This is a genomic window from Streptomyces sp. NPDC007088, from assembly GCF_042869355.1.
Taxonomy (GTDB): Bacteria; Actinomycetota; Actinomycetes; order Streptomycetales; family Streptomycetaceae; genus Streptomyces.
Map to the genome: position 1 here is coordinate 120,637 of NZ_JBIAFO010000006.1, position 12,504 is coordinate 133,140.

At 72.0% G+C, this 12,504-nt stretch carries 12 protein-coding genes; 8 read left to right on the plus strand and 4 right to left on the minus strand.

The window, feature by feature from the left end:
* Window positions 1-37: 37 nt before the first annotated feature.
* From ACFYMP_RS11900 to ACFYMP_RS11910, 3 genes are all read left to right on the plus strand, one after another.
* Complete coding sequence (locus tag ACFYMP_RS11900) at window positions 38-787, plus strand: DUF998 domain-containing protein (protein WP_388854563.1); 750 nt, start codon at window positions 38-40, stop codon at window positions 785-787.
* A 61-nt stretch (window positions 788-848) separates the two neighbouring features.
* Complete coding sequence (locus ACFYMP_RS11905; protein ID WP_388854566.1) at window positions 849-2,057, plus strand: SGNH/GDSL hydrolase family protein; 1,209 nt, start codon at window positions 849-851, stop codon at window positions 2,055-2,057.
* Between the two features lie 54 nt (window positions 2,058-2,111).
* Window positions 2,112-3,632 carry an FAD-dependent oxidoreductase gene (locus ACFYMP_RS11910; RefSeq protein ID WP_388854569.1) on the plus strand — a complete coding sequence of 507 codons (1,521 nt, stop codon included), beginning with the start codon at window positions 2,112-2,114 and terminating at the stop codon, window positions 3,630-3,632.
* A gap of 155 nt (window positions 3,633-3,787) precedes the next feature.
* Here the strand turns inward: ACFYMP_RS11910 and ACFYMP_RS11915 are convergent, their stop codons facing one another.
* Entirely contained in the window at window positions 3,788-4,243 is a 456-nt protein-coding gene (locus tag ACFYMP_RS11915; RefSeq protein WP_388854572.1) for a MarR family winged helix-turn-helix transcriptional regulator, read from the minus strand.
* Between the two features lie 87 nt (window positions 4,244-4,330).
* Between ACFYMP_RS11915 and ACFYMP_RS11920 the strand changes: the two genes are divergently transcribed.
* Window positions 4,331-5,260, plus strand: a complete 930-nt coding sequence (locus tag ACFYMP_RS11920; RefSeq protein WP_388854575.1) for a zinc-binding alcohol dehydrogenase family protein — start codon at window positions 4,331-4,333, stop codon at window positions 5,258-5,260.
* Window positions 5,261-5,537: 277 nt separating this feature from the next.
* Here ACFYMP_RS11920 and ACFYMP_RS11925 read toward each other — a convergent pair whose 3' ends face one another.
* The 3 genes from ACFYMP_RS11925 to ACFYMP_RS11935 all read right to left on the minus strand — a co-directional run bounded on the left by ACFYMP_RS11925 (window position 5,538) and on the right by ACFYMP_RS11935 (window position 9,115).
* Entirely contained in the window at window positions 5,538-7,067 is a 1,530-nt protein-coding gene (locus tag ACFYMP_RS11925) for a UDP-N-acetylglucosamine 1-carboxyvinyltransferase (protein WP_388854577.1), read from the minus strand.
* Window positions 7,068-7,182: 115 nt separating this feature from the next.
* Window positions 7,183-7,386: a DUF4236 domain-containing protein gene (locus ACFYMP_RS11930; RefSeq protein ID WP_388854580.1), complete on the minus strand. Its 204-nt coding sequence runs from the start codon at window positions 7,384-7,386 to the stop codon at window positions 7,183-7,185.
* Window positions 7,387-7,663: 277 nt separating this feature from the next.
* Window positions 7,664-9,115: an MFS transporter gene (locus tag ACFYMP_RS11935; RefSeq protein WP_388854583.1), complete on the minus strand. Its 1,452-nt coding sequence runs from the start codon at window positions 9,113-9,115 to the stop codon at window positions 7,664-7,666.
* Window positions 9,116-9,350: 235 nt separating this feature from the next.
* Between ACFYMP_RS11935 and ACFYMP_RS11940 the strand changes: the two genes are divergently transcribed.
* The 4 genes from ACFYMP_RS11940 to ACFYMP_RS11955 all read left to right on the plus strand — a co-directional run bounded on the left by ACFYMP_RS11940 (window position 9,351) and on the right by ACFYMP_RS11955 (window position 12,414).
* Window positions 9,351-10,085, plus strand: a complete 735-nt coding sequence (locus ACFYMP_RS11940; protein ID WP_388854586.1) for a TetR/AcrR family transcriptional regulator — start codon at window positions 9,351-9,353, stop codon at window positions 10,083-10,085.
* Between the two features lie 68 nt (window positions 10,086-10,153).
* Window positions 10,154-10,720 (plus strand): TetR/AcrR family transcriptional regulator, encoded by a 567-nt coding sequence (locus ACFYMP_RS11945; protein ID WP_388854595.1) that lies wholly within the window; start codon window positions 10,154-10,156, stop codon window positions 10,718-10,720.
* An 82-nt stretch (window positions 10,721-10,802) separates the two neighbouring features.
* Complete coding sequence (locus ACFYMP_RS11950) at window positions 10,803-11,444, plus strand: DUF4865 family protein (protein WP_388854598.1); 642 nt, start codon at window positions 10,803-10,805, stop codon at window positions 11,442-11,444.
* Window positions 11,445-11,541: 97 nt separating this feature from the next.
* On the plus strand, window positions 11,542-12,414 hold the full coding sequence (locus ACFYMP_RS11955; RefSeq protein WP_388854601.1) for an LLM class flavin-dependent oxidoreductase: 873 nt from the start codon (window positions 11,542-11,544) through the stop codon (window positions 12,412-12,414).
* Window positions 12,415-12,504: the final 90 nt, after the last annotated feature.

Below are 12,504 nucleotides of genomic sequence, written 5' to 3' on the forward strand. Positions count from 1 at the left end.
GGCGCCGCCGGCGGACGAATGAACGAAGGACATAGACATGACAAAAGGCGTCGACTTGATCTCGCCTCGCGACCTTGGGCCTGACGCGCCCGCTCAGCGGCGGAGTGCGGGAAGACTGCTGATCGCCGGACCAGTGATCTTCCTGCTCGCGGAGTTCGTCGCCGCGATGGCGTGGACCCACCCCGCCTACAGCTACACCCACCACTTCATCAGCAACCTGGGCGTGCACGGGCCGTCGACTCTGTTCGGGCAGTACATGTACTCGCCGCTGGCGTGGGTGATGAATACGGGCTTCTTCCTGTTCGGCCTGACGATCCTGGCCGGGATCGTCGCGCTGCGGGACCTGGCCGGGCGGGGCCGCTGGGCCATGCTGGTGCCCGCGGCGATGCTGGCCGTCGGCGGTGTCCTGCTGGCCCTGTTTCCCGGGTCCGGCGAGGCGCTTGAGGACGGCTCCGGGCAGTACCACAGCACGGGTGCGTTCCTCGGGTTCATCGGCGGAAACGTGCTGGCCATCGTGCTGGGACGCCGCTGGGAGCGCATCGGGGTCTCCTCGCGCATGGGGCGAGCGCTCGTCACGGTGGGTGTGATCGGCCTGGTGTCGATGACCGCCTACCTCGGCCTGATCGTGAGCGCGGGCGATGACGCCGTCGGCGTCATCGGGCTGATCGAACGCGGAGCCGTCCACCCGTTTCTGATCGGGCTCATCTGCGCCGGCGTGGCGATCAACAAGCGGCGCTCCGCCGAAGGGGCACCGTCCCTTCCCACCGGTGCGCGGGCAGCCGACTGACACCGTCCTGTCGGCTCCGGCTCTGCCGGTACGCCCTCCGAGCAAGCAAAGGACAACGGTCATGGAAAACAGCAACAGCAATGTCCGCGCCGCAGGCGCTCACAGCACGCCGGGCTGGGTACGCACCTGGGGGGCCTCTCCGCAGGCCCCGGACAACACCGTCTCCAGCGTCGATGCCTTCCAGGACGCCACGCTGCGGCAGACCGTGCGGGTGAGCGGCGGCGGCAGCCGCATCCGTATCCGCCTCAGCAACGAATACGGGACCGCTCCCGTGACGATCGGCGCGGCCCGGGTCGCCCTCGCCGCCGACGGCCACCTGATCCGGGACGGCAGCAGCCGTGCGGTGTCCTTCAGCGGCCGGTCAACGGTCACGATCCCCGCGGGGGCGCCGGTACTCAGCGATCCCGTCGATCTGGTGCTGCCCGCGCTGTCGCACCTGGCGATCAGCCTGTACCTGCCCGGCCGGGTCGAATCCGTAACCGGCCACGGCACCTTCCACGCGCTCGGCTGGAGTGTGCCCGGCGACGCGACCGCTTCGAGCGCCCTGAGCGCTGACGCGGCCCCCTTGCCTGCCCAGGCATTCATCTCGGCCGTGGAGGTGCTGCCCGACCGGCCGTCGAACACGATCGCCGTTCTGGGGGATTCCCGGGTGGACGGGATCGGCTCCACGCCCGGCGCCGACCGCCGCTGGACCGACGTCCTGGCCGAGCGGCTCATCGGCCGCGACGCGACGACGCGCTACGTGGTCAGTCAGGGCATCGGTGGCAACCGCCTGCTCAACGACGGCATCGGCGCGTCCGCTCTGGCCCGCTTCGACCGCGACGTCCTCGCCACACCGGGCCTGGGACACGTGGTGATCGCAGTCGGCAACGACCTCGTCTTCTCCTTCGCCCCCGACACCGAGGAGAGCGCCGGCTTCCTCGCCATGTTCAGCGGCGAGCCCGTCACCGTCGAGGACGTCATCGCCGCCCACCTGCAGGCCGTCGCCCGCGCCCGCGCACACGGCGTGCGGGTGCACGCCGCCACCATCGCGCCCTACGGCGGCTCGGACATGTACACGGCCGACGGGGACAAGGCCCGCGAGCAGGTCAACGAGTGGATCCGCTCCAGCGGTGTCTTCGACGGGGTCCTGGACTTCGACGCCGTCTGGCGCGACCCGGCCGACCCCTCCCGTATCCGCGACGACCTCCACATGGGCGATCACCTGCACGGCAACGACGCCGGATACGACGCCCTGGCCCGCTCGATCGACCTCTCCCTCTTCGACTGAAACCCCCGGCCCGGCACCAGCCGGACCCCACCCCTGCTCGCCAAGGAGCTTTGCATGTATGACGTAGTGATCGCCGGTGCGGGCCCTGTCGGCCTGTTCCTGGCGAGCGAACTCGCCCTGGCCGACTGTTCCGTTGTGGTCCTGGAGCGCGAGGCCGACCCGCGTCCGGCACTGAAGGCACTCCCGCTCGGGCTGCGTGGCCTGAACGCCGCCTCCGCCGAGACGTTCTCCCGCCGTGGCCTGCTCCAGCCCCTTCTGCGGGCGTCGGGCATCGACGCCGCCGGCGTCGGCGCCGACCCCGACGCCGAGCGGGCCCCCGCTCCCCGGAGCCTGGGCCACTTCGCCGGGATCATGCTGGAGCCCGCGGACATCGCCCCGGACGCGCTGGCCTACCGACTGCCCGGACCGGCGATGGACGGCTTCATGACCAGCCTGGCGGCGGTCGGCGACGTCCTGGCCGAACGGGCCACGGCGCTGGGTGTGACGATCGTGCGAGACGCCCCCGTCACGGCCCTGGCCCAGGACGAGCAGACGGTCACGGTCACGGCCGGCGGCCGGGACCACACGGCCCGGTGGCTGGTGGGATGCGACGGCGGGCGCAGCACCGTCCGTACCCTGGCGGGCTTCTCCTTCGTCGGCACCGAACCCCTGTTCACCGGCTACGTCGCCAAGGTCACCTTCGACGATCCGCGGGAACTGCCCCTGGGCTTCCAGCTGACCGAGACCGGCATGTACCTGCGCACGCCCCTCGAAGGCCACCTGGGCATGATGGACTTCGACGGCGGCACCTTCGACCGCTCCCGGCCGCTGACCCGCGAGCACCTCCAAGAGGTCCTGCGCCGCGTGTCCGGCACCGAGGTGACCCTCAAGGAAGTGCACCTGGCCTCCAGCTTCACCGACCGCGCGATGCAAGCCACGGCCTACCGCCACGGACGCATCCTGCTCGCCGGCGACGCCGCCCACATCCACTCACCGCTGGGCGGCCAAGGACTCAACCTCGGCATCGGCGACGCGATGAACCTCGGATGGAAGCTGGCCGCCACCGTACGCGGCAACGCCCCGGAAGACCTCCTCGACACCTACACCACCGAACGCCACCCGGTCGGCGCCGCCGTCCTGGACTGGTCACGCGCCCAGGTCGCCACCATGCACCCCGGCCCCAACGCGCCGGCCCTGCAGCACCTCATAGGCGACCTGATGGCCACCTCCGACGGGACCACCCACGTGTACCGCAGGAGTTCGGGCCTCTTCCACCGCTACGACCTGGGCAGCGAACAGCCGCTCATCGGCCGCACCGCCCCCGACTTCCGCCTCAACGACACAACCAGCCTCAGCGACCTCCTCCAGGACGGCCGCGGCGTGCTGCTCGACTTCAGCCCCCGTCAGAGCCTGAGCGAACAGGCCGCACCGTGGAAGGAACACCTCGCCTACGTCCCCGGCCGCCCCCACAACGACCTGGGCTTCGAGGCCCTCCTCATCCGCCCCGACGGCGTCGTCGCCTGGGCCGACGGTCCCGGCACGCGGGCAGACGCGGAGCTTGAGGACTGCCTGGCGCGCTGGTTCACCCGCTCCTGAACCTGTCCCCGCCCCGGCCGTACGCGCGGACGGCCCCGGGGCAGGGACCCCTGCGGAAAACACGGATTCCGCGTCCGGCCCGCCGCGCACACCACGCCGTACCGGCCGTCCCCAGCTACTGCCACACCGTTATCGACGCGTGCGCGTCGGCCCGTTCAGCGCCGCGCGGCGGGACGGGACTTGAGCTGCAGCGGCGGGGAGACGACGGGCTCAAGCAGCTGGGCCAGTTCCTGGCGCTGCCCGGGTTCGAGTCGTGCGGTGGCCGGCGCGAGAGCGTCCTGGACCTGTGTGTACAGGCGCTGGGTGAGCTGGCGTCCCGCGTCGGTGATGAGGACGACGACGGCGCGTTTGTCGTCGGGGCTGGGGCCGCGAGTGAGGAGTCCACGTCGTTCGGCGCGGTCGACGAGGCCGGACAGGGTCGACTTGTCGAGCCCGAGGAAGGCGGCCAGGTCGCTCATGCGGGGCCGGCGGTCGCGCACGATGCCGAGCACGCGCAGCTGGGTGAGGGACAGGTCGTATTCGGCGCCTATGCGGGTGAGTACACCCATGACCTGGAAGGCGCTGCGGACCAGCCCGTCCACCAGGGCGTCGTCTGTGTTGTCGGTGGCCATGGATCCGACCCTACTTGACTTTGTTTGTAACCCCAATCAACCTGAGGAGAGATTGGTAATGCAAACCAAACCTGTCCGGAGTCAGTCATGCACGCTGCCGTCCTCACCTCGTACGACACCCCGCCCACCTACGGCGAGCACCCCGACCCCGTCGCCCGGCACGACCACGACATGGTCGTGGACGTCCTCGCCGCGGGCCTGCACCACCTGACCCGGTCAAAGGCGAACGGCGGCCACTACTCGGCCACCGGCGTCTTCCCCCTCGTCCCCGGCGTCGACGGCGTCGTCCGCGACGCCGAAGGCCGCCTTCGCTACGTGGCCCTCGACGACACCACGTTCGGCACGTTCGCCGAACGCACCGTCATCGACGTACGCCGCAGCGTCCTGCTGCCCGACGACGCCGACCCGGTCCGCATCGCCGCCGCCATGAACCCCGGCATGTCCTCCTGGGTCGCCCTGCGCCGCCGCATCGCCTTCCAGGAAGGCCAGCGCATCGCGATCCTCGGCGCCACCGGCAACGCGGGACGCATGGCCATCCAGATCGCCAAGCGGTTCGGCGCCTCCCAGGTCGTCGCCGTCGGCCGCGACACCACCCGCTTCAAGGAACTGCTCGCCCTCGGAGCCGACCAGGCGGCCGCCTTCGACGAGATCGGCGCCGCTGCCGCCGACGTCGACGTGGTCCTGGACTTCGTGTGGGGCGCACCGGCCGCCGAGTCGATGCTCCCGATCCTGACCGCCCGTGCCGACCGCTCGATGCCGCTTGACTGGGTGCAGATCGGTTCCATGGCCGGAGCGTCCGCCCCAATCCCGTCCGCGGCGCTGCGCTCGGCCCGGCTGCAGATCGTCGGCAGCGGCATCGGCTCCGTACCCTCACGGGACTTCATCGCCGAGCTGCCCGAGCTGGCCGCCGCCGTCACCGACGGCAGCCTCGACGTGCGGGCCCGCCCCGTACCCCTCGCCGACATCGCCAAGGTGTGGGGCGAGCAGACCAGCGAGCGCCTCGTCTTCGTCCCCTGACCCCCCACCTGCGACTACGCCCCGCCGACCTTGAGGAGGAGCACTTCGCCATTACCAGGCTCCTGCCCGGGGAAGCCCCTCCCACCTGAGACAGAGTTCGAGGGGCTCTCGGCGGATGACATCGACTTCGAGAAGGAAGTCGTCCACGTCCGGCGGCAGGTCAAGACGGTGCGGACGAAGCCGTGTTAGCGCTTCCCAAGAGGCGCAAGGTCTGAGACGTGTCCCTCCCTGACCCGCTGAACAGCGGGTCAGGGAGGGGTGCGGCGGCATCCGCGTATCAGATGTCGCGGAAGGTCTCGATCTGTGCGCCGACCGAGTTGAGGCGTTCGGCCAGTTCCTCGTAACCGCGGTTGATCACGTAGACGTTGCGCAGGACCGAGGTGCCCTCGGCGGCCATCATCGCGAGCAGGACGACCACGGCCGGGCGCAGAGCCGGCGGGCACATCATCTCGGAGGCGCGCCAGCGGGTCGGGCCCTCGACCAGGACGCGGTGCGGGTCGAGCAACTGGAGCCTGCCGCCGAGGCGGTTGAGGTCCGTGAGGTAGACCGCGCGGTTGTCGTAGACCCAGTCGTGGATCAGGGTCTTGCCCTGCGCGACGGCCGCGATGGCCGCGAAGAACGGCACGTTGTCGATGTTGAGGCCGGGGAACGGCATCGGGTGGATCTTGTCGATCGGCGCCTCCAGCTTGGAGGGACGCACCGTGAGGTCGGTGAGCCGGGTGCGGCCGTTGTCCGCGACGTACTCGGCGGAGCGGTCGTGGTCCAGGCCCATCTCCTCCAGGACCGCCAGTTCGATCTCCAGGAACTCGATCGGCACCCGGCGGATCGTCAGCTCCGACTCGGTGACGACGGCCGCGGCCAGCAGGCTCATCGCCTCGACCGGGTCCTCCGACGGCGAGTAGTCGACGTCGACGTCGATGTCCGGCACCCCGTGCACCGTCAGCGTCGTCGTGCCGATGCCCTCGACCCGTACACCCAGCGTCTCCAGGAAGAAGCACAGGTCCTGGACCATGTAGTTCGAGGAGGCGTTGCGGATGACGGTCACTCCGTCGTTGCGCGCGGCGGCCAGCAGCGCGTTCTCGGTGACGGTGTCCCCGCGCTCGGTCAGGACGATGGGGCGCTCGGGGGAGACAGCGCGCTCGACCTCCGCGTGGTACAGGCCCTCCGTCGCCGTGATGTCCAGGCCGAAGCGGCGCAGCGCGATCATGTGCGGCTCGATGGTGCGCGTGCCGAGGTCGCAGCCGCCCGCGTAGGGCAGCTTGAAGTGGTCCATGCGGTGCAGCAGCGGCCCCAGGAACATGATGATGGAGCGGGTGCGGCGCGCCGCGTCCGCGTCGATCGCGGCCATGTCCAGCTCGGCCGGGGGGACCAGTTCCAGGTCCTTGCCGTCGTTGATCCAGCGGGCCTTGACGCCGATCGAGCCGAGGACCTCAAGGAGCCGGTAGACCTCCTCGATCCGCGCGACCCTGCGCAGCGTCGTGCGGCCCTTGTTGAGCAGGGACGCGCACAGCAGGGCCACGCACGCGTTCTTGCTCGTCTTCACGTCGATCGAACCGGAGAGCCGGCGTCCGCCGACCACCCGCAGGTGCATCGGGCCGGAGTAGCCGAGGGAGACGATCTCACTGTCCAGCGCCTCGCCGATCCTTGCGATCATCTCAAGGCTGATGTTCTGATTGCCGCGCTCGATGCGGTTGACGGCACTCTGGCTCGTGGCCAGTGCCTCGGCGAGCTGCGTCTGTGACCAGCCACGATGCTGACGGGCGTCACGGATGAGCTTGCCGATGCGTACGAGGTAGTCATCTGCCATGACGGAAGGCTATCTCACATATGAGATGGGCGCGCTCTGTGGGGGTGGCGTGGCGGTGACTTCAGTGAAGCGCGTGCGGCGGCGGTCCGCGACTCGGCGCCCGCTGGGCACGGGCTCAGCCGCGGCGGCTCTTGCTGCGGGTGGTCCTGCGCCAGCCGAAGGGGCCGGGCAGGTCCATCGAGGTGGTCCGCCGGCCGGTACTGCTCGTCGTGTGCCTGGGTCCCATGCCGCCGCCCGAAGTCACGGACCAGGAGCGCCGGTTGATGTTCAGCCGTACCCCGGGAAGGATGCGGAAGCTCTTGCGGAAGGTCAGGGCCATGATCGCTCCTCGTCTCCTGCGGGGCCGCGCCCCGGTCTCGTCACCGCGTCGCCGGGTCGCTTACCCGCCGCGCGTCGGCTGTTCACCGTGTTGCCCGAACCGGGCCTCGTATGTCCCGGGTGGGGGTCGGCGTGTCCCGGAAGGGGGTCGGTGCGTCCCGGGAGGGGCCGGTCCGGTGCCGCGCCCGTCCCGGGACGACCGGCCCGCACCCGGGGTGGTGCCGCTCCTGTCCGGGACGACCGGCCCGCCCCCGGGGTGGTGCCGCGCCCGCCGTCCCTCACGCTCCGCCGTGCGCGTCCCGGCGCCGCAGCATCAGCGCGGGGATCAGTGAACCCGCGAGTACCAGGCCTGAGTTGACCAGGGCGGCGATCGTCACCCCGGACAGCACCCCGCCCGGACCGCTGTCGCCGAGAGCCGTCGTGCGGGCCGTGGCGACCGCGCTCATGACCGGGATGCCGAGGGTGATGCCGATCTGCTGGGTCATCGTCGCGAGCCCCGTCGCGAGCCCCTGCTCCTCGTCCGGCAGCCCCGAGGTCGCGGTGACCATGAAGCCGACGATGGTCAGCATGTTGCCGACGCCGCCCACGAAGGTCGCCCCGAGCAGCAGCCACAGCCATGAGGAGGAGGTGCCGAGCAGGACCAGGGAGACGGTGGCCGCCGCCTGGAGCAGCCCGCCACCCGCGATGGCGCGCCTGGTGCCGAAGCGGCCGACGACCCGCCCGCCCAGCGTCCCCCCGAGCACGGTGCCCAGCCCGAGCACCCCGAAGGCCAGGCCGGTGGCGAGCGGCGAGTAACCGAGGACCTCCTGGAGGTAGAGCGTGAGCAGGAAGACCAGCGAGGTCTCCGTCGCGAAGGCGAGCAGACCGGCCGTGTTGCCCCACACCACGCTGCGCCGCCGCAGGACGCGCACCGGCACCAGCGGGTGCGCCGAGCGGCGCTCCAGATGCCAGAAGCCGGCCAGCAGCGCGAGCCCGGCGAGCAGGCTGCCGAGCGTCGCCGCGTCCGTCCAGCCGCTCTCTCCGGCCCGCGTCAGCCCGAGGACGAGCAGCAGCAGGCCGCCGGTCACCGTGAGCGCCCCCGGTACGTCGAGCCGTCCGCGTCCGGCCGGCCGCGCGTCCTGGACGACCCGGGGCGCGAGGGCCAGTACGAGCGCGGCGACGGGCACGTTGACGAAGAAGGCCCACCGCCACGACAGCAGATCCGTGAGCAGCCCGCCGAGGATCGCCCCGGCGGTGAAACCGGCGGACATCAGGGCCCCGTTGAGCGCGAGGGCCCTCTCCCGCAGCGGTCCCTCGCGGAAGGAGGTGGTGAGCAGCGCGAGGCCCGCCGGGGTCACGGCCGCCGTGGCGAGTCCCTGGAGGACGCGGGCCAGCAGCAGGACACCGGGGCCGGTCGCGAGGCCGCCGAGCAGCGAGGAGGCGCCGAGTACCGCCATCCCCGCGAGAAAGACGCGCTTGCGGCCCAGCAGGTCGGCGACCCGGCCGAACAGCAGCGTGAAACCGGCGGCCGCGAGCGCGAAGGCGGTGGCGATCCACTGGAGCCGGGCCAGCGGGAAGCCGAGCCCCTCGCCGACGACCGGGAGGGCCACGTTCAGGATCGAGAAGTCCACGGCGATCATGAACTGGGCGCCGAGCAGCAGGAAGAGGACGAGCCGCTGGCGCCCCGTCATCCGGGGCGCCCGGCCGCCGCGGGCCTCGCCGGTAGGGGGTTCGTGCACGGAGGTGGACATGGCGCCCTTTCTGAAGGCTGAGAGCGGAAGGCTGAAAGCTGGGAGTTGAGAGCTGGTAGCTGAGAGCTGAGAACCGGGAGCTGGGACCGGAAAACCGGGAGCCGGGGGCCGGGAGCTGAAAGGTGGGACTGGAGGCAGGACGCACCGAAGGTGCCCGCTTTAATGGGACTGTGATTCCGTTAAGCTGGGGCAACCGTAGCAGCATCAAGGTTCGTAATGGAACTGGAGACCCGTTATGCAGAACGAGGAGCGTCAGGCCGACGCCGCTGTGGCAGGGCCCGGAGGTGACGGGGGCCCCGCGGCCGTCCGCCCCCGCGACCCCGGTGGTCCCGAGGGGGCGGGGGCCGTCCGTCCCGAGGAGCCCGGGACCGTCCGTCCCGGCGGCCGTACCGCCCGGGTACGGGCCGCCGTCCTGGAGGCCGCCGGGGACGCCCTCGCCGAGCACGGCTTCGACGGGCTCGATCTCGCGGAGATCGCCCGCCGCGCCGGGGTCGGCAAGACGACCGTCTACCGCCGCTGGTCGAGCCCGACCGGGCTCATCGCCGACCTCCTGGCGGACATGGCCGAACAGTCCCTGCCACGCAGCGACACCGGCTCCCTGGAGGGCGATCTGCTCGCGAACGCGCGACTGGTCGTCAGAACCCTCTCCGATCCGCGCCAGGGTCCGCTGTTCAAGGCGGTGATCGCCGCCGCCACCTGCGATCCGCGCACCGCCGAGGCGCTGCACCACTTCTACGCCACGCGCGTCGCCGAGTGGGCCCCGTGCGTCCTGGCGGCGCGCGAGCGCGGTGAGGTCCCGGCCGGTACGGACGCCGGCGAGGTGATCCGGGCCGTCTCCGCGCCGCTCTACTACCGCCTGCTCACCACCGGTGACCCGCTCGACGAGGCCGCCGCCCGCCGCGCCGCCCGCTCCGTCGCCCTCGCCGCGCGCTCCGGGCTCTTCGCGCCGGCCGATGGGGGAGCGTCGTAGGTCTCCCCGGTGTCGCGGTGCCGGCGACGGTCTGGAGAATGTAACTACTAGTATGTACAGTACGGTTCATGGACACGGCGGACCGTCTGATCGAGAGCACCCGCGCCCTCCTGTGGGAGCGCGGTTACGTCGGCACCAGCCCGAAGGCCATCCTGGAACGGGCCGGTGCCGGTCAGGGCAGCATGTACCACCACTTCAGCGGCAAACGGGACCTCGCGCTGGCCGCGGTGCGCCGTACCGCCCAGGAGATGCGGGAGTCCGCCGAGGAGCGCCTGAGCGGTCCCGGCACGGCTCTGGAGCGGGTCGCCGCCTATCTCCTGCGCGAACGCGAGGTGTTGAAGGGCTGCCCCGTGGGCGGCCTCACGCAGGACCCGGACCTCATGGCCGACCCGGAGCTGCGTGCCCCCGTCGACGAGACCTTCGCGTGGCTGCGCGAGCGGATCGCCGCGCTCCTGTCCGAGGCCCGTCAGGACGGCGCGCTCGGCCCCGTCCTCGACCCGGCCGACACGGCGGCGGCCGTCGTCGCCGTCCTCCAGGGCGGATACGTCCTGGCCAGGGCGGCGGACTCGGCCGAGCCGTTCCACCGCGCCGTGGGCGGCGTCCTGGACCTGCTCGGCGCCCGTGTGACGGACTGACCCCGCCCTCCCCGCGCGCGACGCTCCCGGCCTGCGCGCACCGCCCCGCCAACCCGCGCGAGCACGCGCCGAAAGGGACCCGATGTACGCGACGCAGTACGAGATCACGCTCCCCGCCGACTACGACATGGAGATCATCCGCAGACGCGTCGCCTCCGGGGGAGCGGTCCTGGACAACCGCGCGGGACTCGGCCTCAAGGCGTACGTGATCAGGGAGCGCGGGGTGGACGGCTCACCCGTCAACGCCTACGCCCCCTTCTATCTGTGGAACGACCCGGCGGCGATGGCCGCGTTCTTCACCGGGGGAGGCGGATTCCACAACATCGTCCGCGACTTCGGGCGTCCTCCCGTGCGGCAGTGGGCCGGACTGGCCTGCGCGGCCGGACCGGCCCGCGTCGTGGCGCCGCGCGCGGCCACCCGCAGCCTCACCGCGCTGCCCCGCGAGGCCGAAGGGGCGCTGGAGGAGCGGATCGCGGCCGCGGCGAACGGCCTCGAAGCCCTCGCCCGCCGCCCCGAGGTGCACACCGCCGCTCTCGCCGTGGATCTCGGACGCTGGCAGCTGCTGCGCTTCGTGCTGTGGAACGAGGCCCCGGCGCCCGGCGCGGACGCCGGGCGCACCGGCAACGACGAGACCGGTGAGGGGGCCGGATCGGTCGAGCGGTACGAGGTGCTGCACCTGTCCGCCCCCGGTCTCTCCGGTCTTCCGGAGGGACGTCTCGGGTAGGGGGCCGGTCCTGGTCCCTGCCCCGTCCGGGGTCTCGCGGCCCGGCCCGCCGCGAAAGCCGTTGCCCACGTCCCGCTCCCGGGGACACGATGCGCGGATGCGCTTCTCCCTCAACGTCCCCAACTTCGGGGACTTCGCCGACGTCCACACCTTCGTGCGACTGGCCGTGACGGCCGAACAGGCGGGCTGGGACGGCCTGTTCGTCTGGGACCACCTCGTGCACGACAAACAGGCCCGCCGGGGCGTGCCCTTCGCCGACCCCTGGATGCTGCTCACGGCGGCGGCCCTCGCGACGTCCACGCTCCGGCTCGGCACCCTCGTCACGCCCGTGGCCCGCCGCCGTCCGCAGCAGCTCGCCCGGCAGGTCGCCACCCTCGACGTCCTGAGCGGCGGCCGCGTGGTCCTCGGCGCGGGCCTGGGCGGACCGGTCGAGGACGAGTACGGCAGCTTCGGCGAGCCCACCGACCCGGTCCTCCTCGCCGGGATGCTGGACGAGGGCCTCGACCTGCTGAACCGGTACTGGTCCGGGGAGCGCGTCGACCACGAGGGGCGCCACTATCTGGTCAAGGACGTGACCCTGCTGCCGGCGCCCGTCCAGCGCCCCCGTCCGCCCGTGTGGATCGGCGGTTTCTGGCCCAACCGGCCCCCGATGCGCCGCGCCGCTCGCTGGGACGGCGCAGTGCCCCTCTTCGAATCCGCCCGGCACGGGGTGGTCCCGGACCTGGGCGAGGTCCGGGAACTCTTCGCCTACCTGCGCCGGCACCGCGAGGCGCCCGCCTCCGCCCCCTTCGATCTGGTACTGGGCGGGGCGAGCCCCGGCGAGGACCCGGCCGCCGCACGCGACCTGATCGGCCCCCTCGCCGATCTGGGCGCCACGTGGTGGGACGAACGGCAGCTCCAGACCGGCGCGGGCCTCGACCGCCTCGCCCCGGTCCTGCGCCGCGCGGAACAGGGACCGCCCACCCTCTGAGCGGCCACGAAGCCCCCCGCGATACATCGCGGGGGGCGTGGACCGGCGGGCGCGGGGCCCGGCCCACACCCCCACCCCGGTGGGGCGCGA

Excerpts from the sequence above, each read along its gene's own strand:
- ACFYMP_RS11905 (WP_388854566.1), top strand. The coding sequence starts at position 849 with ATGGAAAACAGCAACAGCAATGTCCGCGCCGCAGGCGCTCACAGCACG.
- ACFYMP_RS11925 (WP_388854577.1), bottom strand. The coding sequence starts at position 7,067 with ATGGCAGATGACTACCTCGTACGCATCGGCAAGCTCATCCGTGACGCC.
- ACFYMP_RS11950 (WP_388854598.1), top strand. The coding sequence starts at position 10,803 with ATGTACGCGACGCAGTACGAGATCACGCTCCCCGCCGACTACGACATG.
- ACFYMP_RS11920 (WP_388854575.1), top strand. The coding sequence starts at position 4,331 with ATGCACGCTGCCGTCCTCACCTCGTACGACACCCCGCCCACCTACGGC.
- ACFYMP_RS11915 (WP_388854572.1), bottom strand. The coding sequence starts at position 4,243 with ATGGCCACCGACAACACAGACGACGCCCTGGTGGACGGGCTGGTCCGC.
- ACFYMP_RS11935 (WP_388854583.1), bottom strand. The coding sequence starts at position 9,115 with ATGTCCACCTCCGTGCACGAACCCCCTACCGGCGAGGCCCGCGGCGGC.
- ACFYMP_RS11940 (WP_388854586.1), top strand. The coding sequence starts at position 9,351 with ATGCAGAACGAGGAGCGTCAGGCCGACGCCGCTGTGGCAGGGCCCGGA.
- ACFYMP_RS11945 (WP_388854595.1), top strand. The coding sequence starts at position 10,154 with ATGGACACGGCGGACCGTCTGATCGAGAGCACCCGCGCCCTCCTGTGG.
- ACFYMP_RS11930 (WP_388854580.1), bottom strand. The coding sequence starts at position 7,386 with ATGGCCCTGACCTTCCGCAAGAGCTTCCGCATCCTTCCCGGGGTACGG.
- ACFYMP_RS11910 (WP_388854569.1), top strand. The coding sequence starts at position 2,112 with ATGTATGACGTAGTGATCGCCGGTGCGGGCCCTGTCGGCCTGTTCCTG.
- ACFYMP_RS11955 (WP_388854601.1), top strand. The coding sequence starts at position 11,542 with ATGCGCTTCTCCCTCAACGTCCCCAACTTCGGGGACTTCGCCGACGTC.
- ACFYMP_RS11900 (WP_388854563.1), top strand. The coding sequence starts at position 38 with ATGACAAAAGGCGTCGACTTGATCTCGCCTCGCGACCTTGGGCCTGAC.